Annotated in this window: 26 protein-coding genes, 1 tRNA gene and 1 pseudogene; 15 read left to right on the top strand and 13 right to left on the bottom strand. The window is 68.3% G+C overall.

Annotated elements, in window-relative coordinates; genetic code table 11:
• Window positions 1–12 precede the first annotated feature (12 nt).
• Window positions 13–1,191, top strand: coding sequence for a UDP-N-acetylmuramate dehydrogenase (locus tag I2487_RS00900; RefSeq protein WP_345941288.1), 1,179 nt, complete (start codon window positions 13–15; stop codon window positions 1,189–1,191).
• Between the two features lie 92 nt (window positions 1,192–1,283).
• On the opposite strand, the gene asd is transcribed toward I2487_RS00900, so the two are convergent.
• The 8 genes and pseudogenes from asd to I2487_RS00865 form a co-directional block, all read right to left on the bottom strand.
• Window positions 1,284–2,492 (bottom strand): aspartate-semialdehyde dehydrogenase, encoded by a 1,209-nt coding sequence (asd, locus tag I2487_RS00895; protein ID WP_207169908.1) that lies wholly within the window; start codon window positions 2,490–2,492, stop codon window positions 1,284–1,286.
• 37 nt (window positions 2,493–2,529) lie between these two features.
• Window positions 2,530–2,766 carry an NF038396 family protein gene (locus tag I2487_RS15815; protein WP_518523685.1) on the bottom strand — a complete coding sequence of 79 codons (237 nt, stop codon included), beginning with the start codon at window positions 2,764–2,766 and terminating at the stop codon, window positions 2,530–2,532.
• 99 nt (window positions 2,767–2,865) lie between these two features.
• A pseudogene (locus I2487_RS15810) lies at window positions 2,866–3,369 on the bottom strand (dihydrofolate reductase); the annotation flags it as partial.
• A 29-nt stretch (window positions 3,370–3,398) separates the two neighbouring features.
• Entirely contained in the window at window positions 3,399–4,208 is an 810-nt protein-coding gene (locus I2487_RS00885; RefSeq protein WP_207169906.1) for a thymidylate synthase, read from the bottom strand.
• 94 nt (window positions 4,209–4,302) lie between these two features.
• Complete coding sequence (locus I2487_RS00880) at window positions 4,303–4,638, bottom strand: GNAT family N-acetyltransferase (RefSeq protein WP_106121773.1); 336 nt, start codon at window positions 4,636–4,638, stop codon at window positions 4,303–4,305.
• A 50-nt stretch (window positions 4,639–4,688) separates the two neighbouring features.
• Complete coding sequence (locus tag I2487_RS00875) at window positions 4,689–5,720, bottom strand: NUDIX hydrolase (RefSeq protein ID WP_345941287.1); 1,032 nt, start codon at window positions 5,718–5,720, stop codon at window positions 4,689–4,691.
• Window positions 5,721–5,734: 14 nt separating this feature from the next.
• A complete protein-coding gene (gene mshD, locus I2487_RS00870; RefSeq protein ID WP_207169905.1) occupies window positions 5,735–6,784 on the bottom strand; it encodes a mycothiol synthase in 1,050 nt (349 codons plus the stop codon).
• 39 nt (window positions 6,785–6,823) lie between these two features.
• On the bottom strand, window positions 6,824–7,534 hold the full coding sequence (locus I2487_RS00865) for a response regulator transcription factor (RefSeq protein WP_207169904.1): 711 nt from the start codon (window positions 7,532–7,534) through the stop codon (window positions 6,824–6,826).
• Between the two features lie 166 nt (window positions 7,535–7,700).
• Between I2487_RS00865 and I2487_RS00860 the strand changes: the two genes are divergently transcribed.
• The 4 genes from I2487_RS00860 to ygfZ all read left to right on the top strand — a co-directional run bounded on the left by I2487_RS00860 (window position 7,701) and on the right by ygfZ (window position 10,640).
• A complete protein-coding gene (locus tag I2487_RS00860) occupies window positions 7,701–8,546 on the top strand; it encodes a hypothetical protein (protein ID WP_207169903.1) in 846 nt (281 codons plus the stop codon).
• An 18-nt stretch (window positions 8,547–8,564) separates the two neighbouring features.
• A complete protein-coding gene (locus I2487_RS15350; protein WP_255342456.1) occupies window positions 8,565–8,699 on the top strand; it encodes a hypothetical protein in 135 nt (44 codons plus the stop codon).
• 60 nt (window positions 8,700–8,759) lie between these two features.
• Window positions 8,760–9,395: a nitrobindin family protein gene (locus I2487_RS00855; protein WP_207169902.1), complete on the top strand. Its 636-nt coding sequence runs from the start codon at window positions 8,760–8,762 to the stop codon at window positions 9,393–9,395.
• Window positions 9,396–9,476: 81 nt separating this feature from the next.
• A complete protein-coding gene (gene ygfZ / locus I2487_RS00850) occupies window positions 9,477–10,640 on the top strand; it encodes a CAF17-like 4Fe-4S cluster assembly/insertion protein YgfZ (RefSeq protein WP_207169901.1) in 1,164 nt (387 codons plus the stop codon).
• Between the two features lie 138 nt (window positions 10,641–10,778).
• Here the strand turns inward: ygfZ and I2487_RS00845 are convergent, their stop codons facing one another.
• From I2487_RS00845 to I2487_RS00835, 3 genes are all read right to left on the bottom strand, one after another.
• On the bottom strand, window positions 10,779–11,486 hold the full coding sequence (locus I2487_RS00845) for a hypothetical protein (protein WP_207169900.1): 708 nt from the start codon (window positions 11,484–11,486) through the stop codon (window positions 10,779–10,781).
• Between the two features lie 66 nt (window positions 11,487–11,552).
• Complete coding sequence (locus I2487_RS00840) at window positions 11,553–12,584, bottom strand: 6-phosphofructokinase (protein ID WP_207169899.1); 1,032 nt, start codon at window positions 12,582–12,584, stop codon at window positions 11,553–11,555.
• A gap of 138 nt (window positions 12,585–12,722) precedes the next feature.
• Window positions 12,723–13,937: a pyridoxal phosphate-dependent aminotransferase gene (locus I2487_RS00835; RefSeq protein ID WP_207169898.1), complete on the bottom strand. Its 1,215-nt coding sequence runs from the start codon at window positions 13,935–13,937 to the stop codon at window positions 12,723–12,725.
• Between the two features lie 174 nt (window positions 13,938–14,111).
• Here I2487_RS00835 and I2487_RS00830 point away from each other — a divergent pair.
• From I2487_RS00830 to rplL, 7 genes are all read left to right on the top strand, one after another.
• Window positions 14,112–14,184, top strand: a tRNA-Trp gene (locus I2487_RS00830).
• A 38-nt stretch (window positions 14,185–14,222) separates the two neighbouring features.
• Window positions 14,223–14,534, top strand: a complete 312-nt coding sequence (gene secE / locus I2487_RS00825) for a preprotein translocase subunit SecE (protein WP_207169897.1) — start codon at window positions 14,223–14,225, stop codon at window positions 14,532–14,534.
• Window positions 14,535–14,638: 104 nt separating this feature from the next.
• On the top strand, window positions 14,639–15,523 hold the full coding sequence (gene nusG, locus I2487_RS00820) for a transcription termination/antitermination protein NusG (protein ID WP_207169896.1): 885 nt from the start codon (window positions 14,639–14,641) through the stop codon (window positions 15,521–15,523).
• A gap of 239 nt (window positions 15,524–15,762) precedes the next feature.
• Window positions 15,763–16,194 carry a 50S ribosomal protein L11 gene (gene rplK / locus I2487_RS00815; protein WP_036473227.1) on the top strand — a complete coding sequence of 144 codons (432 nt, stop codon included), beginning with the start codon at window positions 15,763–15,765 and terminating at the stop codon, window positions 16,192–16,194.
• A 108-nt stretch (window positions 16,195–16,302) separates the two neighbouring features.
• Window positions 16,303–17,007: a 50S ribosomal protein L1 gene (gene rplA / locus I2487_RS00810; protein WP_207169895.1), complete on the top strand. Its 705-nt coding sequence runs from the start codon at window positions 16,303–16,305 to the stop codon at window positions 17,005–17,007.
• Between the two features lie 373 nt (window positions 17,008–17,380).
• Window positions 17,381–17,899 carry a 50S ribosomal protein L10 gene (rplJ, locus tag I2487_RS00805; RefSeq protein WP_207169894.1) on the top strand — a complete coding sequence of 173 codons (519 nt, stop codon included), beginning with the start codon at window positions 17,381–17,383 and terminating at the stop codon, window positions 17,897–17,899.
• A 60-nt stretch (window positions 17,900–17,959) separates the two neighbouring features.
• Entirely contained in the window at window positions 17,960–18,337 is a 378-nt protein-coding gene (gene rplL, locus I2487_RS00800; protein ID WP_207169893.1) for a 50S ribosomal protein L7/L12, read from the top strand.
• A gap of 126 nt (window positions 18,338–18,463) precedes the next feature.
• Here rplL and I2487_RS00795 read toward each other — a convergent pair whose 3' ends face one another.
• A complete protein-coding gene (locus I2487_RS00795; RefSeq protein ID WP_207169892.1) occupies window positions 18,464–18,925 on the bottom strand; it encodes a hypothetical protein in 462 nt (153 codons plus the stop codon).
• Entirely contained in the window at window positions 18,922–20,295 is a 1,374-nt protein-coding gene (locus I2487_RS00790) for a PspC domain-containing protein (RefSeq protein WP_207169891.1), read from the bottom strand. Before I2487_RS00790 ends, I2487_RS00795 begins: the two co-directional genes overlap by 4 nt.
• Before the next feature lie 137 nt (window positions 20,296–20,432).
• Between I2487_RS00790 and I2487_RS00785 the strand changes: the two genes are divergently transcribed.
• The 3 genes from I2487_RS00785 to rpoB all read left to right on the top strand — a co-directional run bounded on the left by I2487_RS00785 (window position 20,433) and on the right by rpoB (window position 26,361).
• Window positions 20,433–21,854, top strand: coding sequence for an ATP-binding protein (locus I2487_RS00785; RefSeq protein ID WP_207169890.1), 1,422 nt, complete (start codon window positions 20,433–20,435; stop codon window positions 21,852–21,854).
• Entirely contained in the window at window positions 21,847–22,512 is a 666-nt protein-coding gene (locus I2487_RS00780) for a LuxR C-terminal-related transcriptional regulator (protein WP_207169889.1), read from the top strand. Before I2487_RS00785 ends, I2487_RS00780 begins: the two co-directional genes overlap by 8 nt.
• 330 nt (window positions 22,513–22,842) lie before the next feature.
• Window positions 22,843–26,361, top strand: coding sequence for a DNA-directed RNA polymerase subunit beta (rpoB, locus tag I2487_RS00775; protein WP_207169888.1), 3,519 nt, complete (start codon window positions 22,843–22,845; stop codon window positions 26,359–26,361).
• Window positions 26,362–26,372 lie beyond the last annotated feature (11 nt).

The following is a 26,372-nucleotide window of genomic DNA, read 5'->3' as shown; positions in this document are numbered from 1 at the left end:
GGCTTCTGGGCTGTGACCAGTGTTGAGACCTCCCCCCGCGCATCGCTGCGCCGCTTCAGCGATCACACCACCGCCCGGGTCGGCGGACCTGCTGGCCGGTGGGTCCGCGCAGAGACCCCCGAGCAGGCCCTGGAGGTGCTGCGAGAGCACCCGCTGCCAGACCACGCCGCACGTGAGCGCGGCGAGGACACCCTCATCGTGCTGGGCGGCGGTTCGAACCTGCTGGTCACCGAGAACGGCTTCCCCGGCACCGTGCTGCAGCTGGCGTTCAACGGGATCAGCACCGAGTTCCACGGCGACCGTGAGGTGCTGGTCTCGGTCGCCGCGGGGCACAACTGGGACGACGTGGTCCGGTTCAGCGTGGCCCGCGGCCTGACCGGACTGGAGGCGCTCTCCGGGATCCCCGGCGCCACCGGGGCGGTCCCGGTGCAGAATGTGGGCGCCTATGGCGCCGATGTGGCCCACACGCTCAAGGACATCCAGGCCTGGGACCGAGCCCGCGGAGAGCTGGTGCGCTTCAGCAACGCCGAGCTGGAATTCGGCTACCGCGACTCGGTGCTCAAGCAGACCACGGTGCATGGTTCACCGCGCTACGTGGTCACCCAGGTCCGCTTCCTGCTGCAGAACCGCCCCGACGGGCTCTCCGCCCCGGTGCGCTACGGCGAGCTGGCCCGGACCCTGGGCCTCGACGCCGAGAGCGCGGACCACGAGCGTCGCGCCCCGCTGAAGGAGGTCCGCAGCACGGTGCTGCGGCTGCGCGAGGGCAAAGGCATGGTGCTCAGCGAGGGCGACCATGACACCTGGTCCACGGGTTCCTTCTTCACCAACCCGATCGTCCCGCGCGAGGTCGCCGCAGCGCTGCCCGCCGGGGCGCCGCAGTTCTCCGCCGGGGTCGATGAGGCGGGTGCCCCGCTGGTAAAGCTCTCCGCGGCCTGGCTGATCGACAACGCCGGCTGCGGAAAGGGATTCGGCCTGCCCGACGGGCCGGAGGCCGGGCGCGGGAGGCAGGGGACCGGCATCGCCGGAGGCCGGGCCTCACTTTCGACCAAGCACACGCTGGCGGTGACCAACCGAGGCTCAGCGACCACAGACGACCTGCTCGCCGTGGCCCGGGCCGCCCGGGAACAGGTCAGCACGGCCTTCGGCATCACGATGCATGAAGAACCCGTGCTGATCGGCCACGCGCTCTAGCCAGATCTCAGTTCGGCTCCGCTGAGCCCGGCTCCGGGGGCGTCCCGGAGCCGGGCTCAGAGGCTCTACAGCGCAGCTCTACAGCCCTGGGATCAGAGCTTGCCCACCGTGATCAGCAGCATCCGGCGCAGCGGCTCGGCGGCGCCCCAGAGCAGCTGGTCTCCGACGGTGAACGCGGAGATGTACTCCGGACCCATCTCCAGCTTGCGGATCCGCCCCACCGGGATCTCCAGCGAGCCGGTGGCCGCCACCGGGGTCAGCCGCGCCACGGTGGCGTCCTTCTCGTTGGGGACGAAGCTGGACCACTCGGTGCCCGAGGCGATGATCTGCTCGATCTCGGCCAGCGGCAGGTCCTCGCGCAGCTTCAGCGTCAGCGCCTGGGAGTGTGAACGCAGCGCACCCACCCGCACACAGAGCGAGTCGAAGGGCACGGCCGCACCGCGGGAGGTCACTCCGGGAGCGAGGTTCTCACCGCGGCCCAGGATCTTGTTCGTCTCCACCCCGGCCTTCCATTCCTCCTTGGCCACGCCGTTGCCCAGATCCGCGTCGATCCAGGGGATCAGCGAGCCGGCCAGCGGGACGCCGAACTGGGTGGCGTCGAGGTCGTTGCGCTGGGCCTCTAGCACCGCGCGGTCGATGTCCAGGATCGCCGCAGCGGGATCGCTGAGGTCCTCGGCGACCGTGGAATGCAGCGTGCCGAACTGGTTCAGCAGCTCCCGCATGTGCTTCGCGCCGCCGCCGGAGGCCGCCTGGTAGGTCATCGCGGTGCCCCACTCGACCAGGTCATGGGTGAACAGCCCGCCCAGGCCCATCAGCATGTTCGAGACGGTGCAGTTGCCGCCGATGAACTCCTTGACCCCGGCGGCCAGCCCGGCGTCTATGACCTCACGGTTGATCGGGTCCAGCGCGATGATCGAGGTCTCGGCCATGCGCAGGGTGGAGGCGGCGTCGATCCAGATCCCGTCCCAGCCCGCCTGGCGCAGCTTCGGGTACACCTCGGAGGTGTAGTCCCCGCCCTGGGCGGTGACGATGATCGGCAGCTTGATCAGCGTGTCCAGATCGAAGGCGTCCTGCAGGATGGTCTCCTCGGGCGTGACGCCCTCGAAGCTCGGCGCTTGGCCCCCGGCGTTGGAGGTGGAGAAGAACACCGGGTTGATGTGGGCGAAGTCCCCCTCCTCGAGCATCCGGTTGATCAGCACCGAACCGACCATGCCGCGCCAACCGATGAGACCCACCGAGGGGGTCTCGCCGGGCACGGCGGAGAGGGCAGGGGACACGGAGGAGTTCACGGCAGAAGTCATGCCTCCAGGGTAGCGGAGTCGGCTCAGCGCGTCAGAGTCAGCCCCCGGCGCCGGGGGCCTCCGGGCGTTCCGCCAAGCCCCTGGCCTCCTTGATCTCCTGGAGCAGCCGACGGCGCTTCAGATGCGCCCACAGCCCTCCGGCCACCCAGAGCTGCGCGACGAACAGGAAGGCCAGACCGGGCAGGATCCGATCATTGAGCACCAGGACGAAGCCGAGAGTCACCGTGAACAGGGCCAGGAACGGCAGGATCAGATATCCGCCGAGACCCAGCATCGTCAGATTCGTGGAGGTCGCCTGGGAGGCGGCCTGGGAGGTGTTCGGGCCGGCTGGCTGGGTCGCGGTGGCGCGGGAGGTCTCGGTCATCTCAGGCTTCCGTCGGTGGGTCTCGAAGTGGTACTGGAGTCCATTGGCGCCCTGGTGCGTGCCCACGGCGGGATCGCGCCGGGTCAGCTCCCAATCGGCGGTGAGCGTCGGGGCCGAGGTGTCACCGGAGGCTGAGCTCTGGATCACGGTGATCACCGCGAGGTCCGCGATCCCCCGGGTCACGGTCTCGGAGTAGACCTGGCCGCCGCCGATGACCCAGATGCGCTCCGGTGCGAAGCCGGCGGCGAGCTCGAGCCCTTCATCCAGGCTTGCCACCGGGTGGCCACCCCGCTCGCGGATCTGCTCGGCGGCGTGCTGATCACTGGTGATCACAATGTTCTGGCGGCCAGGGAGCGGGCGGTACCTCTCCGGGAAGGATTCCCAGGTGCGTCGCCCCATCACCACCGGAGCGCCGCGAGTGGTGGTCTTGAAGTGCGCCAGGTCCTCGGGCAGGTGCCAGGGCATGGCCCCGGCATCGCCGATGACACCGGTGTGGGTCTGCGCCCAGATCATGCCGATCTCGGCGGGGGCCGAGTCGCCGCTCATACGGCCACGGAGGCTTTGATCGCGGGGTGGTGCTGGTAGTCGCGGACCTCGAAGTCTTCGAATTCGTAGTCGAAGATCGAGTTCGGGGTGCGCGTGATCTCCAGGGTGGGCGCCGGGTAGGGGGTGCGTGAGAGCTGCTGCTGCACCTGCTCCACGTGATTGTCATAGATGTGGCAGTCCCCACCGGTCCAGATGAACTCACCCGGGGTCAGTCCCACCTGCTGGGCCACCATCCGGGTCAGCAGCGCATAGGAGGCGATGTTGAAGGGCACACCGAGGAACATGTCGGCGCTGCGCTGGTAGAGCTGGCAGGAGAGCCGGCCCTCGGCCACGTAGAACTGGAACATGATGTGGCATGGGGGCAGCGCCATCTGATCGATCTGCGCCGGGTTCCATGCGCTCACCACGTGGCGCCGGGAATCGGGATTGGTCTTCAACGAGCTGATCAGCTGCTCGATCTGGTCGATGTGCTGGCCGTCGGGCGTGGGCCATGAGCGCCACTGCACCCCATAGATCGGGCCGAGCTCGCCGTCCTCGCCGGCCCATTCGTTCCAGATCCGCACGCCGCGCTCCTGAAGCCAGCCAGCGTTGGAGTCCCCGCGCAGGAACCAGAGCAGCTCCAGCGCCACGGACTTGAAGTGCACTCGTTTGGTGGTGATCAGGGGAAAGGACTCCGCGAGATCGAACCGGATCTGACGCCCGAACACACTTCTGGTGCCGGTTCCGGTGCGGTCAGACTTGGCGGTGCCGGTGTTCAGCACGTCTGCGAGCAGGTCCTCGTACGGGGTGGGGATCGGCGAGTTCACGGAATCAGCATACCGGTGGCGGCCGAGCGCCGGTCAGGCTGTCCCTCGGGCGATCCGTCGGAGGGCCGGTCGGAGGGCCGGTCGGCCCGCCTGCTCAGGAGAAGGTGGCCTGCAGGGAGCGGTATTCGGGGTACCGGTGCAGATAGGCGTCCACGTAGGTGCATTCGGAGGCGAAGAGCCGGCCCTCGGCCTGGAGCTGGTCCAGCAGCAGGGTGACCAGGCAGCGGGCGTAGCCCTGCCGGCCGTACTGCGGGTGCACGATGGTGTGCTGCAGAAGGGTGACCTCCTGGCCTCGCAGGGTCTCGGGGGTGAAGCCGATGAACCCGATGAACGTGCGCCTGCCGTTGATGGTGTCCCAGAGCTCGGCCCGGCCCCGGTCCTCGTCGATGTTGAGCTCGGCGGTCGGGTGGACGTTCTTGGGCGCACTCATGTATTGAGACTACCGTCACAGCCTGTCGATGTCAGGAGTCCCGTCGCGGCTCAGTCTTCGAAGGGCTCGTAGACCTCGATCGAGACGATCTCCCCGTCGCGGTCCATGGCCTGCTGGGCCACCAGCACGGCACCAGGACGCAGGTAGGGGTCCTGGTCAGGGATCGCCTCCAGCAGCTGTGGGTCCTGCAGCCAGCCGCCCATGGTGTCCAGGATCAGCGGCAGCACCGGGCGGTGGCTGCAGATCAGCGTCGGCAGCAGCAGCTCCAGGCAGCGTCGGACCCGGGTGCGGGTCCGTTCGGGGTGGGCCTCGGCGCGCTTCTCGGTGAAGGACTTCCGGTAGGTGGCTCGGCTCCGGTGGGCTTTGACATAGGGGGCGATGGTCTCGGCGCAGCGTCTCCACGGGCTGGACTCCAGGTGGCGGGGTCGCCAGCAGATCAGCAGCCGCTCCACGGACCGGGCCTGGCGCTTTCCGGTGGCCGCCAGCGGACGCTCGGACTCGGCGCGGGACCAGGAGGAGCGTGGCTTGGCCTTGGCGTGGCGCAGCACGACGAAGGGCAGCGTGTGCAGCCGGCGGTCCGCGTTCAGGCGGGCCAGCTCGTCCAGCGGCAGCACGTCACCGCGGTTGGTCAGCAGCTCCCGGGCCCGGTCCACACTGACCCAGGCGGTCTCGTCGACCTCCTCGCCGTCGGGGATCGGGGTGCCCTCAGCGACCTGGGCGGCCCAGTACCAGACGGCCTTATCTTTACGGCCTTTGCCGCCGTTGCCGTTCTTGGCCCCGCGCGCCTTGCCCACGGAGTATCGGGTGACCGGCAGCGGCATCCCGAGCCGGACCTTGAGCCCGATCTCCTCGCGGACCTCGCGGACCGCGCACTCCGGGAGGGTCTCGCCCTCGTCGAGCTTGCCCTTGGGGAAGGACCAGTCGTCGTAGCGGGGGCGGTGGATCACCAGGACCTCGAGCTCCCCGCGGCGGAGGCGCCAGCACAGGGCGCCTGCGGCGAGTATCTCGGCATCCGGCCCGTCATCGGAGACCGTGACAGTTCTGCGGCGGGGGACCTTGCTCATGGTCTCGGGGGAGCTCACGAGAGACCAAGATATCAGGCTGGTTCGGCGGCGGGCTCCACGGTCGGGGCGTACATCGTGTCAGCGTCCCATTTGGTGAATCCGAGCTTCTTGTACAGCTCCACCGCTGCGGTGTTGTCCGCGTCGACATAGAGCATGATGGCGGCCAGCCCGGCACGGTGCAGATGCTCGATCCCAGCCAGGGTGAGGCTGCGGCCCAGACCCCGCCCGCGCGCGCCAGGCACGACGCCGACCACGTAGACCTCGCCGAGCTCCGCGCCCTGGACCTTGGTCCAGTGGAACCCGAGAAGCTCCTCACCCTCCCAGGCCAGCAGGAATCCCTCCGGGTCGAACCAGTCCTCGGCCATCCGGGCGTGCAGATCCTCCAGGGTGAGCCGGCCCTGTTCGGGGTGATCGGCGAAGGCGGCCGCGTTCGCGGCCAGCCATGCCTGATCGTCGACGCCCGGGCGGAAGCCGCGCAGGGTGACGGTCTCCGGGAGCTCCGGGGCAGGAGCCTCGTCGAGGTCGGTGAGCCGCATCCGCCAGAGCTCCCGGACCGGGGTCCAGCCGTAGCGTCGGGCGAGCCGAGCGGCGGCGTCGTGCTCGCCATGGGCCCAGGCCCGCTGCACGCGACCGGATTCGGGGGAGAGCGCGCTCGTGGTGAGCGCCTCGGTCAGGGCGGTGCCGATCCCACGCTGCCGGCAGTCGGGCCGGACCACCATCTCGAGCACGTCGGGCGCGCCGTCCTGGCCCTCGACGACGACGCCGGCCCCGGCGAGCAGTCGCGAGTCGGGCCGCGCGTCGGTCCAGGCGTAGGCGATCCGCAGCGGGGCCCGACGCGCGGACCCGGTGGCGGTTGAGGCGGTGGCGGCTGAGTCCGTGGCGGCTGAGTCGGTGGGTCCCCGCTCGGCGGCGCGGTGCAGCTCCACGAGCGTCTGCTCCGAGAACGGCGGATTCGCGTCCGCCTCGGTGGCGACGGCGGCCAGCTCCAGCAGCGCGTGGTGCAGATCGGCATCGGGTGCGCCGTCGCTGAGCTCGACCACGGCAGACTCGACGGCTTCGGGGGTGACATCGCCTGGTTTCATAGGCTCACTGTAGTCGAGCCGAACCCTCAGGTCACCGGCTCAGGCGGCGTCCGCTCCGTCGTCGCGCCGGTCGTCATCGCTGGGAGTCACCGCATCGGTGCCGCTGATCACCAGGCGGTATCCCACGTTGCGCACGGTGCCGATCAGGGACTCGTGATCGGGTCCGAGCTTGGCGCGCAGACGGCGGATGTGCACGTCCACGGTGCGGGTGCCGCCGAAGTAGTCATAGCCCCAGACGTCGTGGAGCAGCCGGTCGCGGGTGAAGACCTGGCCCGGGTGCAGAGCCAGGTGCTTGAGCAGCTCGAACTCCTTATAGGTCAGGTTCAGCAGGCGTCCATTGATGGTGGCCATATACGTGGTCTCGTCGATGGTGATCCCACCGGCGCGGATCTCCCCGACCGGGGTCTCCTCCACGGTCTCCACGGCGGCGAGTCGGATGCGGGCGTCGATCTCGCCCGGGCTGGCCTCGCCGAGGATGAAGTCATCGGCCTGCCAGGACTCGTTCAGCGTGGCCAGGCCGGCCTCGGTGACGATCACCAGCACCGGGGAGAGCATCGAGGACTTCACCAGCTGGCACAGCGAACGGGCGTGGGCGAGCTTGGTGCGGGCGTCGATCAGCGTGACATCGACATTCGGAGCTCGCACGATCGAGGAGGCCTCGGCGGGGAAGCTGCGGATGCGGTGGGTGAGCAGCTCCAGGGACGGCAGTGCGTCGTCGGGGGTGTCTGAGAGCAGCAGAACTTGAGCCATGCATGACTCCTTCCCCTTGGGTCACGATCTTCACCGGGTGCGGCAGGGTCATCAGCGGTGATTACGGTCTTCGACGCCGGTGATTTCACAATGCGGAAACACTATTCAGCGATCTGCAGTTGAGTATATGCGACGTCCGAAGCGTGGACCTCTAGGATGGCCTGTTGTGAAGTACATCCCAGTGGCAGCCTCCGCGCTGCTCGCAGCCACAGCGCTCGCCCTGGCCTCCTGGGCCGGGACCCTCGCGATGACCCTGGTGGTCTGCGGGCTCTCGATCCTGATCGCGCTGGGCTGGCCCCAGCTGATGGGCGTCGCGGCTCGACGCTCGCTCTCGGCCGTCATCGCCTGCGCCGGAGTCATCGCGGCCCTCGGCGCCGGGATCGTGGACACCGCCGACGAGCTCTTCTTCTGGTCCTCCGTGGCGCTGGCCTTCGGGGTGATGAGCGTCTTCCTGATCCAGGTGCTGCGCGGCACCGGTCGGCCGCACCGGCTGGAGTCCACCATCGGGGCCTGCGCCGGGGTGCTGATCGCGACCACCGGGGCCGGCTGGGTGGCCGGCCTGCGCTACCCCGTGGAGCTCGCCGACGCGACCGGGGACGGCGCCCCCGGCGGGCTGCTGGCCGTGCGCGGGCTGCTGCCGCTGGAGGACACCACGCTGCTGGCGGTCACCGGAGCCTCCGGGGAGCTTGCCGTGGTGACGCTGGCCGCGGGCACCCTGATCATCGCGACGCTGCTGGCCGCGATCCCGCTGCCCAATGCCTGGGCGATGCTCCTGGTGGTCCTGGGAAGCGTCGGGGCCGCCATCGGCATGACCTTGGCCTGGGGGGAGCTCACCCTGCTCTTCGCCGGGACGCTCGGGCTGGTGGCCGGACTGCTGCTGGCCTCGTTCCGCAGATTCCTGCTCGCGCAGGGTCCGCCGCAGGGGATCCTCTCCGGAATCGCGGTCGGCACCGCCCCGATCGCGGCCATGGGCGCGCTGACCTACTTCACGGAGCGTCTTCTGCTGGTGTGAAGTTGTACACTTTGCTCCATGAACTTCGCACTGCAGAACGTCTCGCTGCTCGCACTGGAGATCTTCTTCATCGGGCTGCTGGTCCTGGTGACGCTGATGATCGCCGGGATCTCCTGGACCGTCATCTCCCGGCTGTACAAGGGTCAGCGCTGATCCGCCGGAACCCTCCCACGGCATACGCCGGTGTCACTCGCGCGCTGAGGAGCTGAACCCATGGCCCCGATCGAGCTTCCCACCGACCTGACCCCGGAGCTGGCTCCGCTGTACTGGCTGCTCGGGCGCTGGCGCGGCCAGGGACGCCTGGGCCTGGGTGAGCAGGATGATCCGATCTTCACCCAGGACGTCACCTTCCGGGACACCGGACTGGAGTTCGTGGAGTACCGCGCCGAAACCTGGCTCGCCGACGAGGCAGGTGCGCCGCTGCGCCCGCTCACGGTGGAGACCGGCTTCTGGTCGCTGGACCGTGCCCGGACCGACGCCGACGTCGGTCCCGGACTGGCGCCGGCAGACCTGGTCCCGGCGTACAGGAGCGCCGCCGACGTCGACCAGCTCGCGCAGCCGGACGGCGCCTTCGCCATCACCGCCACCATCACCCACCCGGGCAGCATCTCCGAGCTCTACTACGGCAAGATCAAGGGCCCGCAGCTGCAGCTCGCCACCGACGCCGTGATGCGCGGCGAGCACGCCGCGGAATATCCCGGGGCCTCCCGCATGTTCGGACTGGTGAACAGCCAGCTGTTCTGGCGCTGGGACCTTCGGGCCGCCGATGGGGAGATGGTTCCCCATGCGTCCGCGATCCTGGACCGCACGGCCTCCGCCGAAGAGGTCAGCGCCAAGCGCACCGCCTGAGCCTGCCGCTCGCCCGACCCGCGGCAGGACCCCCGCGCCGTGTGCCCTGCGCACGCGCCGCACCGATGAAGGAGTCCGCCCGTGGATGAGAACTCGAAGTCGCCCCTGCTCGCCCGCAACGGTGCCGTGGCCGACGGCGGAGATGATGCCGCCGTCGCCGCCCACTACGGGGACCCCACCCGGGAGCAGCGAGCCCTGGCCCGCGGCACCGCCGTGGTCGATCTCTCCCACCGCAGCGTGGTCACGGTCTCCGGGCCCGACCGGCTGAGCTGGCTGAGCACCCTGTCCTCCCAGGAGGTGGCCGGGCTGAAGCCGGGGGAGTCCACCGAGCTGCTGCTGCTGGACATCTCCGGACGCATCGAGCACGACGCCGCGGTGGTCGACGACGGCGAGACCGCCTGGCTGATCACCGAGAGCTCCCACGGCGCAGTGCTGGCCCAGTGGCTGGACTCGATGAAGTTCATGCTCCGCGTGGAGATCACCGATCGCACCGCCGAGTACGCCGTGCTCGGATCCACCGCCGCTCTGCCTGCTCCGGCCGTCGCCGAGGTCCTCGTCGGCTGGGAGGACCCGTGGCCGCAGCTCGGTCCCGGCGCAGCCAGCTACGCCCAGGTCGCCGAGGCAGACCACCCCGGCGCGGACTGGTCCTGGCGGCTGAGCGTGGTCCCGCGGACCGCGCTGGAAGCCACGGTCGCCGGACTGGAGCAGGCCGGCTGGAACCTGGCCGGCACCATGGCTGCCGAGGCGCTTCGAGTCGCCGCCTGGCGGCCCCGGCTGGCCCGCGAGGTGGATGAGAAGACCATTCCGCACGAGCTGGACCTGATCCGCACCGCCGTGCACCTGTCCAAGGGCTGCTATAAGGGCCAGGAGACCGTGGCGCGGGTGCACAATCTCGGCCACCCGCCGCGCCGCCTGGTCTTCCTGCACCTGGACGGCAGCGAACACACGCTTCCGGCCCTCGGCGCCGACGTCCTGGCCGCCGACGCCTCGGCGACCCCGGAGCAGCTGGCCCAGGAGCGTCCGGTCGGGAAGCTGACCTCGGTGGCCCGTCACCACGAGATGGGTCCGATCGCGCTGGCCCTGGTCAAGCGCAAGGTGGACCCTGAGCTGCAGCTGGTGGTGCGCGACGGCGACGCCGACTCGGCGACCTACTATGCCGCGGCGCAGGAGGTCATCGTCCGGCCCGACGCCGGCCAGGCGGTAGGACGCCCGCAGGGAGACTTCCTGCGCGGCCAGCGCCGCTGATCCACGGCGGCCGAGCCGGCACGTCCTGGCTGCTGGCCACTGGCAGCTGACTCCTGGCCCCGGACGCCAGGTATTCGGCGCCAGGTGCTGGCAACCTGGTGCTTCGCAACCAGGTGCTCGGCACCCGGAGGCCAGGGCTCAGTCGAGGGCCACGGTGATCTGCGCCCCGGCGGGGCTGAACCCCAGCGCGGCGGCGATGCGCAGGGGCCCGGGGGACTCGGTGCGGGCGCGCCACTGCGGAATCAGCCCCTCGGTGAAGGCCTCCTCCGCGGCGACAGCGGCCAGATGCAGACCGACCCCGCCGCGGCGCTGCTGCGGCACGGTGAGCACCCCGAGGTGCCCCAGCATCCCGGCCCAGAGCTCCCGCCCGGCGGCGCCGAGCACCGTCCCGGTGTCCTCGTCCACCAGCGCGGCCCTCCAGGGGGCCTCCGCGATGCCGCAGGCCTGCACGTCATCCGCAGGTGACGCCGCGAGCGCCGCGCTCACATGCCTCGGGTCGAAGGAGACCGCCCCGCGCTGCGCAGCGTCGAGGGCAGGCGGCTCCTCCGCGTAGAGCAGCCTCGCGGCACCCAGGCTGCGCGCGCCCACGGCATGCCGGTGGCAGATCTCCAGGAGGCGACGCTCCTCGGCGAGCTCGACCGGCGCGAGACCGCGAGCCTGGCGCAGCACCTCGGTGGGCGCGCTGAGCACCGTGTGATCGAAGAGTCGCAGGAACGTCGCCGGCGAGCCCTCGGAGGCGGGGACCTCATGATGGGATCCCGCGCCGAGCAGGGCTTCGTCCTCGAGTCCGAGCATCCGAGACCAGGACAGCGCGATGATGTTGCGGGTATGCTCCGTCAGGCTCATCCGGTGCACCCCCGTGCTGGGGGCCGGGCCGGGAGAGCTCTCGGGTGCGTGGTCCGCGGCACCGGTTCAGCGGCCGAAGAGGATCTGGGCCTCTTCATAGCGCTCCTGGGGCACGGTCTTGAGTCCGTCCAGCGCCTCGGCGAGATCGACCTTGACGATCTCGGTGCCGCGCAGCGCGGCCATGTGGCCCCAGGCCTGCTCGTGCACGAGGTCCAGGCCGCGGATGCCGAATCGGGTGGCGAGCACCCGGTCATAGCCGGTGGGGTTGCCGCCGCGCTGGATGTGGCCCAGGGTCGTGTTCCGGGACTCGATGCCGGTCTTGGTCTCGATCTGGTGGGTCACCCATTCCCCGATGCCGCCCAGTCGGGGGCGCCCGTCGGATTCCTCGCCCTTGCCCGCCAGCGCGGACTCGGCGTCCTCGGGGATGAAGCCCTCGGCGACGACGACCAGCGGTGAGCGTCCGCGCGAGTGGACTTGCTCCACCCATTCGCAGACCTGGTCCATGGAGACCTTGTGCTCCGGGATCAGGATGGCGTGGGCCCCGGCGGCCATGCCGGAGTGCAGCGCGATCCAGCCGACGTGGCGACCCATGACTTCGGCGACCATGCAGCGGTGGTGGGATTCGCCGGTGGTGCGCAGCCGGTCCATCGCGTCGGTGGCGATGGAGATCGCGGTGTCGAAGCCGAAGGTGTAGTCGGTGGCCTTGAGATCGTTGTCGATCGTCTTGGGCACGCCCACCACGGGGATCCCGTCGTCGGCGAGCCGCTTGGCGCCGGCGAGGGTGCCCTCGCCGCCGATGGCGATGACGGCGTCGATGTCATGGCGCTTGAGCTGCTTGGCGATGTTCTCCGGCCCGCCGCCCGGGTGGTTGTACGGGTGGGTGCGGGAGGTGCCGAGGATGGTGCCGCCCTCGCGGGAGAGTCCGCGCACGGACTGTCGGGGAAGGTCGATGTAGTCGCCCTCGATGAGCCCTCGCCAGCCTCCCTTGAGGCCGACGAACTCATCGCCATAGCTCTTGATGCCGTGCAGCACGGCGGAGCGGATGACGGCATTGAGGCCGGGGCAGTCGCCGCCGGAGGTGAGCAGTCCGATGCGCATGGTGATTCAGCTCGTCCCTTCATGGATTTCAGGAAAAATCTCAGGCCTGACTTCCTCGGCAGGTTGCTTCGCCTCAGTCTATGGGGTGCAGTGGGATCCGCAGAGGCCCTGGCCAGCCGGTTTTCTGCGGCGAGGGGATCAGCCGAGCAGGTCCTGGAGCCGGCGCAGACCCTTGGCCAGGTCCTCGTCGCCCAGCGCGTAGGAGAGTCGCAGGAATCCGCTGGGTCCGAAGGCCTCACCCGGGACGACGGCGACCTTGGCCTCTTCGAGGATCAGCTCGGCCAGCTCTGCCGAGGTCTGCGGGGTGCGACCGGCGATCTCGCGGCCGAGCGCCTCGCGCACATCGACGTAGGCGTAGAAGGCACCCTCGGGGGTGGGGCAGGAGAACCCGGTGATCTCGTTGAGCCCGCTCACGATGGCGCGGCGGCGCCGGTCGAAGGCGGTCTTCATCTCCTCGACCGCGTCCAGCGGCCCCTCGACGGCGGCCAGGGCGGCCATCTGTGAGACGTTGGCGACGTTGCTGGTGGCATGGGACTGCAGGTTCGCCGCCGCCTTGATGACGTCGGTCGGGCCCACCATCCAGCCCACGCGCCACCCGGTCATCGCATAGGTCTTGGCGACACCGTTGAGGATCACCACCTGATCGGCCAGCTCTTCGACGGCGGCGATCGAGGTGAACTCGGCGTCGTCGTAGGTGAGGTGCTCATAGATCTCGTCGGTGACCACCCACAGGCCATTCTCTGCGGCCCAGCGGCCGATCTCCCGGACCTCCTCGGCGGAGTAGACCGCGCCGGTGGGGTTGGAGGGTGAGACGAAGACCAGCACCTTCGTCGCCGGGCTCAGCGTCTGCTCCAGCTGGGCCAGGGTGACCTTGTACCCCTGCTCGGGTCCGGCGAAGACATCCACCGGCACGCCGCCGGCCAGCTTGATCGCCTCCGGGTAGGTGGTCCAGAACGGAGCCGGCAGGATCACCTCGTCCCCGGGATCCAGCAGCGTGGCGAAGGTGTTGTACACGGCTTGCTTGCCGCCGTTGGTGATCAGCACGTTCGCCGGTTCCAGCGCCTCGCCCCGGATCCGGTAGCCGGAGTCCCGGGTGGTCTTCTGAGCCACCGCTGAGCGCAGCTCCGGCAGCCCGGCGGCAGGGGAGTAGCGGTGGAATCGAGGGTTCAGCGCCGCTTCACGCGCCGCCTCGACGATGTAGCCCGGGGTGGGGAAGTCCGGCTCGCCTGCACCGAAACCGATGACGTCCTCACCTGCGGCCTTCAGCGCCTTGGCCTTCGCGTCCACGGCAAGGGTGGCGGACTCGGCGATGGAGCCGATACGGTCGGAGATGCGGGAGCTCGGAGCAGTCATGTCTGTGGGATCCTTTCGGGATTCATGGACTGATCCAAGCCTACCGGTTTGTCCTGCACCGGGCCGAGGGCGTAGAGTGATCGTTCGGTGTCTCCGGCACCTCCGATCCATCGTGCCCCGAAACCGGTGCTCCGGTCCTCGATGCGGTAATGTGGCGGAGGGTCAGATTCCCCTAGGGCAGTGGCGCAATTGGTAGCGCAACGGTCTCCAAAACCGTAGGTTGCAGGTTCGAGTCCTGTCTGCCCTGCTAGGCACCCGCCTTAACCGTGAACAGATGGAGTCTTCGTGTCCCAGTCGCCTTCGACGCATGATCAGGGCTCCACGCCTGCCGGCGGCGATCCGAAGGGCCCGTTCGGGAAGCTGTGGCTGTTCCTTCGCCAGGTCATCGACGAGCTCCGCAAGGTGGTCGTACCGACCCGCCGGGAGCTGACCAACTACACCCTGGTGGTGCTGGTCTTCGTGGTCATCGTGATCGGAATCGTCACCGGTTTCGACGCGGTCTTCAGCCGGGGCGCCGAGGCGCTCTTCGGGTCCACCGGAGGCGTCGAGCAGCCGGTGGAGCCGCCCGCCGGAGTCGGCGGCGGCGCCGAGGACTGAGCCGGGCCGCCCAGATGACCATGACGAGATGCCGCAGCCAGGCATCCACCACGTGAACGAGAGCTCGCCGTGCGTCGGTGAGCACCACGGAAAGCAGGAGAACAGTGTCTGAACAGGATCTTTCGCAGCAGACCGAAGAGGTCGACGCCGCCCAGGACGCCGCTGCCGATTCAGCAGCGGGCACCGATGCGGCCGAGGAGACCTCAGCCGCTGTCGAGACGGCTGAGCAGACCGAAGCCGGGACCGACGAGGATTCCGCCGACGCCGATGTGGCCGCCGAGGAGACCGAGGCGCAGGACGAAGCCGGCCCCGAGGCCCCCGCCGACTCCGAGGCTCCCGCCGAGGCCGAGGTTCCCGAGGAGGAGAAGTCCTACGAGGAGCGCGCCGCCGCACTGAAATCCACGCTGCGCCGCCAGCTCGGTGACTGGTACGTGGTGCACACCTACGCGGGCTACGAGAAGCGTGTGAAGTCCAACCTGGAGACCCGGATCCAGACCCAGGACATGGAGGACCACATCTTCGAGATCGAGGTCCCCATGGAAGAGGTCGTGGAGATCAAGGGCACTCAGCGCAAGGTCGTGAGCCGGGTCCGCATCCCGGGCTACGTGATCGTGCGCATGGAGCTCACCGACGCCTCCTGGGGCGTCGTGCGCCACACCCCGGGGGTCACCGGGTTCGTCGGCAACGCCCACGATCCGCACCCGCTGAGCTCCGAAGAGGTCTTCGACATGCTCTCGGACCACCTCCTGGGCAAGCCCGATGCACCCAAGCACGGCGAAGACGGCTCCGCGGCTCCGGCCGCCTCCGACGTCAAGGTGGACTTCGAGATCGGTGAATCGGTCACCGTCACCGATGGCCCCTTCGCCACGCTGCCGGCCTCGATCTCGGAGATCCACGCAGACTCGCGCCAGCTCGTGGTCCTGGTCTCGATCTTCGAGCGCGAGACCCCGGTGACGCTGAACTTCAACCAGGTCGAAAAGATCTACTGAGGTTCACCAGCATGGACCGAACCGACGACGTCGTCGGTCCGGTCCATGCGAAAACTCAAGACTTTCGATGCCGCAGGTGGCTTTGGCCGGCGGCGTCGAACCGGTCATCACGCCATGATGACCACCCCCCTGCGTCACGCTCCTGTGGCACAGGGACACCAGGTGAGGGTTCAAGCTCACGCGCGGCTTCCAGCGGCGCGAGGGCTTGAGGCCACCACGCAAGCAAAGGACGCTTAAACATGGCCCCGAAGAAGAGAGTCTCCGGCCTGATCAAGCTGCAGATCAAGGCAGGTGCCGCTAACCCGGCCCCGCCGATCGGTCCCGCACTCGGTCAGCACGGTGTCAACATCATGGAGTTCTGCAAGGCTTACAACGCCGCGACTGAGGCTCAGCGCGGGAATGTGATCCCTGTGGAGATCACGGTCTACGAGGACCGCTCCTTCACCTTCGTCACCAAGACCCCGCCGGCCGCCGAGCTGATCAAGAAGGCAGCAGGCGTGGCCAAGGGCTCGGGCGTGCCGCACACCGAGAAGGTCGGCAAGCTCAGCCAGTCACAGGTCGAAGAGATCGCTCAGACCAAGATGGAGGACCTCAACGCGAACGACCTCGCCTCGGCCTCCAAGATCGTCGCCGGAACTGCCCGCTCCATGGGCATCACGGTCGAAGGCTGAACCGGGCTCACGCCCACCATCAACTGACAAACAGTCCGGCCTATGAGTCGGACGGTGGGAAGGGTCGAGCGCGACCCGCGTACCACGACTGCTAAGGAGAACACGCAGATGGCAAAGCGCAGCAAAGCTTATGAAGCAGCGGCAAAAAAGGTCAACGAAGATGACCTGTACTCCCCGGCCGAGGCGCTAGCCCTGGCCAAGGAGATCAACCCGTCGAAGACTGACGCGACCGTCGAGGTCGCCATGCGGCTCTCGGTGGATCCGCGCAAGGCCGACCAGATGGTCCGCGGCACGGTCATCCTGCCCAACGGCACCGGCAAGACCTCGCGCGTCGTGGTCTTCACCCAGGGCGACAACATCGCCAAGGCCGAAGAGGCCGGGGCGGACTACGTCGGCGGCGATGAGCTCATCGCCAAGGTCGCCGATGGTTGGACCGACTTCGACGCCGCCGTCGCCTCGCCCGACATGATGGGCAAGGTCGGTCGCCTGGGCAAGGTCCTGGGTCCGCGTAACCTGATGCCGAACCCGAAGACCGGCACGGTGACCCCGGACGTCGCCAAGGCCGTCAACGAGCTCAAGGGCGGCAAGATCACCTTCCGCGTGGACAAGCACTCGAACCTGCACTTCATCGTGGGCAAGACCAGCTTCGACGCGAAGGCGCTGGCGGAGAACTACGCCGCAGCCCTGGAAGAGATCCTGCGGCTGAAGCCCTCGGCCTCGAAGGGTCGCTACATCGCCAAGGCCACGGTGACCACCACCTTCGGCCCCGGCATCCCGGTGGACCCGAACGTGACCAAGGTGCTCACGGACTGATCTCTCAGCTCCCGCGGCATCAGGCAGGGCCCTCGTCCCATGGGACGGGGGCCCTGCCTGTTCCCCGGCGGCTTTGCGAAGCCGCGGATCCGCGTGTAGGCTGAGTCTTGACCAAAGACCGCCGGTCGTTGTTCTCGTGCGCAGATCATTGGCTGATCTGCGTGGTCAGCAGACATCATGTCTGTGAGGCGATGCAACGTAAAGACCCGAATCGGGCGACCTGCGCAGGACACGATCAGCTCTTCTGGAGATGCTGCCCGCGGTGAGACGTGAGCGGCGAATTTTAGGAGTCATGCCCCGTGCCTTGCGCAGCGGGGCATTTTTTATGCCCGCCCGAGGGTGGTGACCGGCTTACATGATCGGAAGGAGTGCCATGGCGAATCCTGAGAAGGCTGCCGCCGTCGACGAGTTGAAGGAACTCTTCAACAACTCGACAGCCGCAGTGCTCACGGAGTACCGCGGCCTCTCCGTGGGCCAGCTGCAGACACTGCGCCGGTCCGTGCGAGAGAACGCACACTACGCTGTGGTGAAGAACACGCTCACAGAGATCGCGGCACGGGAACTCGGCATCGACGCCTTCGAAGGCAAGATGTCCGGACCCTCCGCGATCGCCTTCGTCCACGGCGACGCCGTGGACGTGGCCAAGGCGCTGCGTGACTTCGCCAAGAGCAATCCTGCACTGATCGTCAAGGGCGGCTATATGGATGGCGCCGCCCTCGACGAGGCAGGAATGAAGCAGCTCGCGGATCTTGAATCCCGTGAAGTTCTGCTCAGCAAGATGGCTGGTGCCTTCATCGGCGTCCAGTCCAAGGCCGCTGCCGTCTTCCAGGCGCCGCTGTCCAAGACCGTTCGCACGGTCGAGGCGCTGCGCGAGAAGCAGGAAGCTGCCTGAGCTCGAGCTCAGCATTGATCCGCAAGCAACACCCCCTAAACATTTAGAAGGAGCGCCCCCATGGCGAAGATGAGCAACGACGAACTGATCGAACAGTTCAAGGACATGTCCCTGATCGAGCTCTCCGAGTTCGTCAAGGTCTTCGAGGAGACTTTCGACGTCACTGCAGCTGCTCCCGCAGCAGCCGCAGCGGCTCCCGCAGCAGCAGCTGAGGAAGAAGAAGAGCAGACCGAGTTCGACGTGGTCCTCGAGGCCGCCGGCGACAAGAAGATCGGCGTCATCAAGGAGGTGCGCGGTCTGACTTCCCTCGGTCTCAAGGAGGCGAAGGACGTCGTCGACAGCGCTCCCAAGGCAGTTCTCGAAGGTGTCGACAAGGCAACCGCCGAGAAGGCGAAGGAGACCCTGGAGGCCGCAGGCGCCACCGTCACCCTCAAGTGATCGGGGCGGCGAGAGCCGCATCCAGGCAGTCTTGACTGCATACAGAGATCCCCCGGAAGGCTTCCTTCCGGGGGATCTCTGTATGTCCCTGAAACTCTGTATGCTCCAGAAACTCCGTATGCCCGATCAGAGTCGGCTGCCAGGTTTGGGCATCAGCCCCGTCGCGACCAGGGCGAGCCCGGCCAGGGCGAAGACCCCGAGGGCCACGATGAGCCAGTCGATGTAGATCCCCAGCACGATGCTCGCCAAGACCCACAGCGCCAGCGCCACCGCGATGGCGGCATAGATGGCCCCTGAGATGCGGGGTCCGCGGACCGAGTCTGCGCCGCCGGAGGTCGCCGCCAGCGGACCCTTCGCGGCGGGGGCCGCCGCCGTGCCGGTCGGGGGAACGGTCCCGGCGCTGAGCGCGGCCTCCTGCTCGGCGCGCTCGAACCAGCGGGGGCCGCGCTCGGGCTCCTTCCAGGTGAAGTCTCGTTCGCTCTGCGCGCGCAGCGACTCGGCCAGCAGCTCGTCGACGTCGGCCGGCTCCGGCGGAAGCGGTCGGGTGGGGTGGGTGCGCGGGTCCTGCTCGGGCTGCTCTGCGGTCATCGCTGCTCACCTTCCTGCTCGTAGGTGGTGGAGTCATAGATCGTGGTGTTGCCGAAGGCGGAGTTGAGCTCCAGATGGATCTGATCCTCGGAGTCCTCCGGGCCTATGACCAGGTCGTCGCCGGAGATGCCCGAACGCTCCAGGCTCTGGTCCTGTGTGGCGATCTCCAGGTTGCTCAGCGCCTGTCCGGTGCTGAGCAGGACCTGCGTCTCATCCGGGATGATCACCGTGGTGTTGGAGAAGGCCTGGTTGACCTGGGCGTCCCAGACGACGGGATCAGCCGGTCCGCCCAGCGTCTCAAGCTCGCGCAGGTCCACCGTGGTGTTGGCGAAGACGCTCTGCACCTGGGTCTGCGTGGTGGTGTATTCGCCGAAGGCGTGGTTCGATCCGCCGCCGAAGCCGGAGGCGCTCTGTCCGGCAAAGAGCACCAGCATGAGCGCCGTGCTCAGCGCGAGCAGTCCTGGAGTGCCGGGACGACCGCGCAGCGCCGCGGTGAAGTGGGTCAGCCCGAGGATCAGCACCAGACCGGCGGTGGCCGCGATGGCCACGGTGGTGCTGGAGAGGCCGAGTCCTCCGCCGAGCCAGGCGAGCCCCACGATGACCGGCAGCGCCAGCATCGCCAGACCCCAGCTCAGCTGACGGCGACGACGCCGGGCGGCCTGTTCTCGGAGCGAGGGCTGCGGGCGGGGTTCCCGGGTCCTGGCGGAGACGGAGCTTGCCGGGGCTGCGGCGGAAGCAGCGGAGGAGGTGTGAGCGGCGGGGCTCGGCGTGGTCGACTCTTCCTTGGGGTACCAGGCCGGCTTCCCGTCCGCACGCGGCGGCTTCGAGTCCCCGGCCTCAGCTTTTCCCGCGGTGCCCTGACCCGAGGCGTCGAAGCGCCCCGGGGTCGACCGGCCTGCGGCGCCGGAGGCTGATGCCTGCCCGCCGGTCGTGCCGGCGCGGCGCCGGTGATTGCGGACCATCACGTAGATGGCCCAGCCCACGGCCGCCAGGATGACCAGGTTCAACAGCACCGCCAGCGGTCCTGCGATGCTGACCGGGGTGAAGATGTTCAGTGCGCCGATGACCGTGAGGACGGCGCCGCCGATGAACCCCGAGGTGTAGTCGCCCCGCACCGCCTGCTGCGCATGGATCCTTCCCTCGCGATCGGGGATGAACATCCACGCCAGCCCGTAGAGCAGGGCCGCGGGGGAGAAGAAGATGATGAGGGCGACGACGCCGAGCCCACGCACCAGGGCGGCGTCCCATCCCACCTTCAGTGAGATTCCGGCGAAGATTCCGCCGAGCCAGCCTTCTTCGGGGCGGACGAGTCCTGTGGTGCGCATCCAGTCGAAGAAGCGGCGGCCTGTCTCAGGCTTCTGATTGTCCATGCCTCCAGTCTCCGCCGCGCCCGCCTCTCTCCGCTATTGGGGGGCACCCTGATCAAACCCTGAATCCTGGCCCTTGGGCCCCCGATACGGGACTCAGACCATCGAAGTGCACCGGTGTGCGTGGCAGTATGGAGAATATGGACAGCGCCAGCCCGACGCCACCGGCGCAGAACAGCGCGCGCCCGCAGCGGCCTCCGCTGCTGCGCGCCGCGCAGACCCCCTTGGCAGGGGTCTGCCTGGGCCTGTCCCGTCACCTGGGGGTCTCGGTGACCTCGGTGCGGACCGTCATGATCGGACTCAGCATCGCCGGCGGCATCGGCCTGCTGCTCTACTGCTGGCTCTGGATCTTCGTCCCGCTTCAGGACGAGCCGCGCCCCGATGCGGCGGCGCGGGGGCTCAGCGGCCCCGCCGTCGAGGGTGAGGACGCCGAGGGTCAGGAGAGCGCCGGGACGCAGGGGCGTGCCGCCAGCGGCATCGACCCCAAGGCAGAACCGGCGCAGTACTTCAGCGCCCGAGCACGCGAGCTGCTGCATTCCCTGACCAGCTCCCCTCAGGTGCTGCTGGGCGGAGCGCTGCTGGGCGGGGCCGGGCTGATCGGGCTTCAGCTGCTGGGCGCACAGATCAACTGGTGGCTCATCGGACCTCCACTGATCCTCGGGGTCGGGGTGCTGCTTGCCTGGTCCCAGGTGGACGCCATCGGCCCCAGCACCGCGGACCAGGCGCCAGGCCAGCGCGCCCCCGGGGCTCGGTCCCGGCAGGCCATCCTGTGGCAGTTCTCCATCGGGGCGCTGCTGGTGATCCTGGCCCTGCTGCTCCTGGCCGGTGGATTCCTGCCCGCGGCGGACCTCCTGCTGGGACTGATGGTGGCGGCGATGCTGCTGGCCGGCGTCGCCCTGGTCACCGCGCCGTGGCTGATCCGGCTCTACCGGACCTCCAACACCGAACGTGCCCGCGCCGCCGCCGAGGCCGAGCGCGCCGACATCGCGGCCCACCTGCACGACTCGGTGCTCCAGACCCTGGCCATGATCCAGAAGCAGCGCCACGACCCGGCCTCCGTGGAACGGCTCGCCCGGCGACAGGAGCGGCAGCTGCGCGGCTGGCTCTACAGCCGGGACAGCGCCGAGACCGGGACCCTGAAGGAGCAGCTGAGCGGCGTCGCCGCCGAGCTCGAGGAGCTGCACAGCGTGCCCGTGGAGGTCGTCGCCGTCGGAGAATCGCAGCGCAGCGATCATCGGGTCCTGGTGGCCGCGGCCCGAGAGGGCATCGTCAACGCGCTCAAGCACGCCGGTCCCGCCTCGGTGTACCTGGAGTCCACTCCTGCCGAGGATGCGGTGTTCATCCGCGACCGCGGGGCCGGTTTCGACCCCGGCGGCATCGAGTCCGACCGGCTGGGCGTGCGCGAATCGATCATCGGACGGATGAACCGGGCCGGCGGGTCGGCGAGGATCCGCTCGAGCGAGACCGGCACCGAGGTCCAGCTCCGCATGCCCGTCACTGCCACGACCGCCCCGGAATCCGCCACCGAGCCGATGCCTCAGCGCGAGGAGACCTATGGATGAGCAGTCGACCGGCGATCTGCGCCGGGTGGTCATCGTCGATGACCATGGGATCTTCCGCGCCGGACTGAAGTCGGAGCTCTCGGGCCGGGTCGAGGTCATCGGCGAAGGCCACGACGTCGAGTCCGCGATCGCCGCGGTCCGGGCCGGACGCCCGGAGGTGGTGCTGCTCGACGTGCACCTGCCCGGGGGGACCGGCGGGGGAGGGGCCGAGGTCGTACGGGCCTGCCGCGACCTCCCCGAGGTGCGCTTCCTCGCGATCAGCGTGTCTGACCAGGCCGAGGATGTGGTCTCGGTGATCCGCGCCGGGGCCCGCGGCTACGTCACCAAGACCATCAGCACCGCCGACCTGGTCCAGGCCGTCCTGGACGTGGCCACCGGAGACGCGGTCTTCTCGCCACGCCTGGCAGGATTCGTGCTCGACGCCTTCGGCACCGGGGGAGTCCAGGACGTGCGCGACGAGGAGCTGGACCGGCTCTCGGCCCGCGAGGTGGAGGTGATGCGGCTGATCGCACGCGGCTACACCTACCGGGAGATCGCCGGCGAGCTGTTCATCTCGATCAAGACCGTGGAGACCCATGTCTCCAAGGTGCTGCGCAAGCTGCAGCTCTCCTCGCGCCACGAACTCACCCGCTGGGCGGAGAGGCGTCGCATCGTCTGACGCCCGGCGGCCTGGACCCGGCGCGTCCGACGTCTGACGCCCGGCGCGCCGGGGTGTGTCCCATCGCACGTCCGGTGCACACAGGCTGGTACAGTTACTGCCCAGAAAGCCCGGAGCCCCCTCAACACTCTCCGCCGGCCTTCCCATTCGGCGTCAGGCACAGCCCTCGCGTCTCATGCCCCAGTGGCCTCCTCTTGCCTTGGGCTGTCTTCGTGGTCTATTCTGTACTTTTGCGCATCTTCTCTACATCAGTGCCTTCAAATAGCGGTGGGCAGTTGAATTTATGCGTGATTCCTACGGAAGCTACGAAGGTCTGTGGAAGGATCCAACTTGGTCGCCTCGAGCACCTCAACGACTCAAACCGCTGCCTCGGCCCGCACTGCTGAATACGCAGGCCGACTCTCATTCGCAAAGATCCACGAACCCCTCGATGTCCCAGAGCTGCTGGCTCTGCAGATCGACTCCTTCGACCGCCTCATCGGCAACGACAGCTGGGCTGCTCGCGTCGAGGAGGCCCGACAGAAGGGCATCAAGGGCGTTTCCGAAACCTCCGGACTCTCCGACATCTTCGAGGAGATGTCACCGATCGAGGACTTCCAGGGCACCATGTCCCTGAGCTTCTCGGATCCTGAGTTCGCCGACCCCAAGATGCCGGTCGCTGAGTGCAAGGAGCGGGACACCACCTATTCCGCTCCGCTGTACGTCAAGGCCGAGTTCATGAACCACAACACCGGTGAGATCAAGCAGCAGACCGTGTTCATGGGCGATTTCCCGCTCATGACCGATCGCGGCACGTTCATCATCAACGGCACCGAACGCGTGGTCGTCTCCCAGCTGGTCCGTTCCCCGGGCGCCTACTTCGAGCGCACTCCGGACAAGACCAGCGACAAGGACATCTACACCGCCAAGGTCATCCCCTCACGCGGTGCCTGGTTCGAGCTCGAGATCGACAAGCGCGATCAGGTCGGCGTGCGCCTGGACCGGCGCCGCAAGCAGCCGGTCACCGCGCTGCTGAAGGCCCTGGGCTGGAGCGAGTCCCGAATCCTGGAAGAGTTCGGCGAGTACGACTCGATCCGCGCCACCATGGAGAAGGACGCCTTCGAGACCCAGGCCGACGCGCTGATCGACATCTACCGCAAGCTGCGCCCGGGCGAGCCGCCGACGGTGGAGGCCGCCGAGTCGCTGCTGCGCGGGCTCTACTTCACCCCGAAGCGCTACGACCTGGCCAAGGTGGGCCGCTATAAGCTCAACCGCAAGCTCGGCGTGGACAAGGCGTTCACCGACGCCGACGCATCGGTGCTCAACGAGGCCGACATCGTCGCGATGATCCACTACCTCGCCGCGCTGCATGCCGGCAAGGAGAGCATCAAGGGCGTCCGCGACGCGGAAGAGATCGACGTGCACATCAGCGTCGACGACATCGACCACTTCGGCAACCGCCGCATCCGTGCGGTCGGTGAGCTCATCGAGAACCAGGTCCGCACGGGCCTGTCCCGCATGGAGCGTGTGGTCCGCGAGCGGATGACGACTCAGGACGTCGAGGCCATCACGCCGCAGACGCTGATCAACATCCGCCCCGTCGTCGCCTCCATCAAGGAGTTCTTCGGCACCTCCCAGCTCTCGCAGTTCATGGATCAGAACAACCCGCTGGCCGGACTGACGCATAAGCGTCGCCTCTCCGCGCTGGGCCCGGGCGGTCTCTCCCGTGATCGCGCCGGCATGGAGGTCCGTGACGTCCACCCGTCGCACTACGGCCGCATGTGCCCCATCGAGACCCCGGAAGGCCCGAACATCGGCCTGATCGGCTCGCTGGCCACCTACGGGCGGATCAACGCCTTCGGCTTCATCGAGACCCCGTACCGCAAGGTCATCGGCGGCGTGGTCACCGAGAAGATCGACTACCTCACCGCCGACGACGAGCTGGTCTCCCAGATCGCCCAGGCCAACGCGCCGCTGAACGAGGACGGGACCTTCGCTGAGTCCACCGTGCTCTGCCGCGGCCGTGCAGACGGAACCGGTGAGCAGGGCGAGCCCGTGCTGACCGTCCCGGACGCGATCGACTACATGGACGTCTCACCGCGCCAGATGGTCTCGGTCGCCACCGCGCTGATCCCGTTCCTGGAGCACGACGACGCCAACCGCGCACTGATGGGCGCCAACATGCAGCGCCAGGCTGTGCCGCTGCTGGAGTCGGAGTCCCCGCTGGTCGGCACCGGCATGGAGAAGTTCGCCGCGATCGACGCCGGTGACTCGGTCACCGCGGAGAAGCCCGGCGTGGTCACCCGCGTGGCCGCCGACATCGTCACCGTGCTCAACGACGACGGCACGCAGATCCACTACCCGATCATGAAGTTCCAGCGCTCGAACCAGGGCAACGCCTACAACCAGCGGGTGCGGGTCTCCGAGGGGGATCGACTGGAGCGCCAGTCGATCATCGCCGACGGACCCTCCACCGAGGCTGGCGAGCTGGCTCTGGGCAAGAACCTGCTGGTCGCGTTCATGTCCTGGGAGGGTCACAACTTCGAGGATGCGATCATCCTCTCCCAGCGGATGATCCAGGACGATGTGCTCACCTCGATCCACATCGAGGAGCACGAGGTCGACGCTCGCGACACCAAGCTCGGTGCCGAAGAGGTCACTCGTGACATCCCCAACGTCTCCGAGGAGATGCTTGCCCAGCTCGACGAGCGCGGCATCATCCACATCGGTGCCGAGGTCTCGGCAGGCGACATCCTGGTCGGCCGCGTCACGCCCAAGGGCGAGACCGAGCTGACCCCGGAGGAGCGCCTGCTGCGCGCCATCTTTGGCGAAAAGTCCCGCGAAGTGCGTGACACCTCGCTGAAGGTCCCCCACGGCGAGTCCGGCACCGTCATCGGCGTCCGGATCTTCGACGCGGAGGAGGGCGACGATCTGCCCCCCGGCGTGAACCAGCTGGTCCGCGTTTACGTGGCTCAGAAGCGCAAGATCACCGACGGCGACAAGCTCGCCGGCCGCCACGGCAACAAGGGCGTCATCTCCAGGATCCTTCCTGTGGAGGACATGCCCTTCCTGCCCGACGGCACCGCGGTGGACATCGTGCTGAACCCGCTGGGCGTGCCCGGTCGTATGAACATCGGCCAGGTCATGGAGGTCCACCTCGGGTGGGCCGCCAAGCAGGGCTGGAAGATCGAGGGCGAGCCTGACTGGATCAAGAAGCTCCCGAACCTGCCCCGCGAGACCGGACCCACCAAGGTCTCCACCCCGGTGTTCGACGGCGCCGAGCCGGCCGAGCTGACCGGCATCCTGGAGTCTGTGAACCCGTCTCGCGACGGCGAGCAGCTCGTGGGTGCCAACGGCAAGGCGCAGCTCTTCGACGGTCGCTCCGGCGAGCCGTTCCCCGAGGGCGTCGCGGTCGGCTACATGTACATCCTGAAGCTGCACCACCTGGTCGACGACAAGATCCACGCACGCTCCACCGGACCGTACTCGATGATCACCCAGCAGCCGCTGGGCGGCAAGGCGCAGTTCGGCGGTCAGCGCTTCGGTGAGATGGAGGTCTGGGCCCTGGAGGCCTATGGCTCCGCCTACACCCTGCAGGAGCTGCTGACGATCAAGTCGGATGACATCCACGGTCGTGTGAAGGTCTACGAGGCCATCGTGAAGGGCGAGAACATTCCGGAGCCTGGTGTTCCGGAGTCGTTCAAGGTGCTCATCAAGGAGATGCAGTCGCTCTGCCTCAACGTGGAGGTCCTCTCCGCGGACGGCAGCAAGGTCGAGATGCGTGACTCGGAGGAAACCGGGTTCAGCGCTGCGGAGGAGCTCGGCATCGATCTCTCCCGCGCAGAGCCCAGCTCGGTCGAAGAGGTCTGAGGGCCTCACCG

It is taken from the genome of Nesterenkonia sp. E16_10, assembly GCF_017347085.1.
Lineage (GTDB): Bacteria > Actinomycetota > Actinomycetes > Actinomycetales > Micrococcaceae > Nesterenkonia.
Note: the sequence above shows the minus strand (reverse complement) of the source record. Positions and strands in the feature narration are given on the sequence as shown.

Excerpts from the sequence above, each read along its gene's own strand:
- asd (WP_207169908.1), bottom strand. The coding sequence starts at position 2,492 with ATGACTTCTGCCGTGAACTCCTCCGTGTCCCCTGCCCTCTCCGCCGTG.
- I2487_RS15815 (WP_518523685.1), bottom strand. The coding sequence starts at position 2,766 with ATGCTGGGTCTCGGCGGATATCTGATCCTGCCGTTCCTGGCCCTGTTC.
- I2487_RS00880 (WP_106121773.1), bottom strand. The coding sequence starts at position 4,638 with ATGAGTGCGCCCAAGAACGTCCACCCGACCGCCGAGCTCAACATCGAC.
- mshD (WP_207169905.1), bottom strand. The coding sequence starts at position 6,784 with ATGAAACCAGGCGATGTCACCCCCGAAGCCGTCGAGTCTGCCGTGGTC.
- I2487_RS00865 (WP_207169904.1), bottom strand. The coding sequence starts at position 7,534 with ATGGCTCAAGTTCTGCTGCTCTCAGACACCCCCGACGACGCACTGCCG.
- I2487_RS15350 (WP_255342456.1), top strand. The coding sequence starts at position 8,565 with ATGAACTTCGCACTGCAGAACGTCTCGCTGCTCGCACTGGAGATCTTC.
- I2487_RS00855 (WP_207169902.1), top strand. The coding sequence starts at position 8,760 with ATGGCCCCGATCGAGCTTCCCACCGACCTGACCCCGGAGCTGGCTCCG.
- I2487_RS00845 (WP_207169900.1), bottom strand. The coding sequence starts at position 11,486 with ATGAGCCTGACGGAGCATACCCGCAACATCATCGCGCTGTCCTGGTCT.
- I2487_RS00840 (WP_207169899.1), bottom strand. The coding sequence starts at position 12,584 with ATGCGCATCGGACTGCTCACCTCCGGCGGCGACTGCCCCGGCCTCAAT.
- I2487_RS00835 (WP_207169898.1), bottom strand. The coding sequence starts at position 13,937 with ATGACTGCTCCGAGCTCCCGCATCTCCGACCGTATCGGCTCCATCGCC.
- rplK (WP_036473227.1), top strand. The coding sequence starts at position 15,763 with ATGGCCCCGAAGAAGAGAGTCTCCGGCCTGATCAAGCTGCAGATCAAG.
- rplA (WP_207169895.1), top strand. The coding sequence starts at position 16,303 with ATGGCAAAGCGCAGCAAAGCTTATGAAGCAGCGGCAAAAAAGGTCAAC.
- rplJ (WP_207169894.1), top strand. The coding sequence starts at position 17,381 with ATGGCGAATCCTGAGAAGGCTGCCGCCGTCGACGAGTTGAAGGAACTC.
- rplL (WP_207169893.1), top strand. The coding sequence starts at position 17,960 with ATGGCGAAGATGAGCAACGACGAACTGATCGAACAGTTCAAGGACATG.
- I2487_RS00795 (WP_207169892.1), bottom strand. The coding sequence starts at position 18,925 with ATGACCGCAGAGCAGCCCGAGCAGGACCCGCGCACCCACCCCACCCGA.
- I2487_RS00790 (WP_207169891.1), bottom strand. The coding sequence starts at position 20,295 with ATGGACAATCAGAAGCCTGAGACAGGCCGCCGCTTCTTCGACTGGATG.
- I2487_RS00785 (WP_207169890.1), top strand. The coding sequence starts at position 20,433 with ATGGACAGCGCCAGCCCGACGCCACCGGCGCAGAACAGCGCGCGCCCG.
- I2487_RS00780 (WP_207169889.1), top strand. The coding sequence starts at position 21,847 with ATGGATGAGCAGTCGACCGGCGATCTGCGCCGGGTGGTCATCGTCGAT.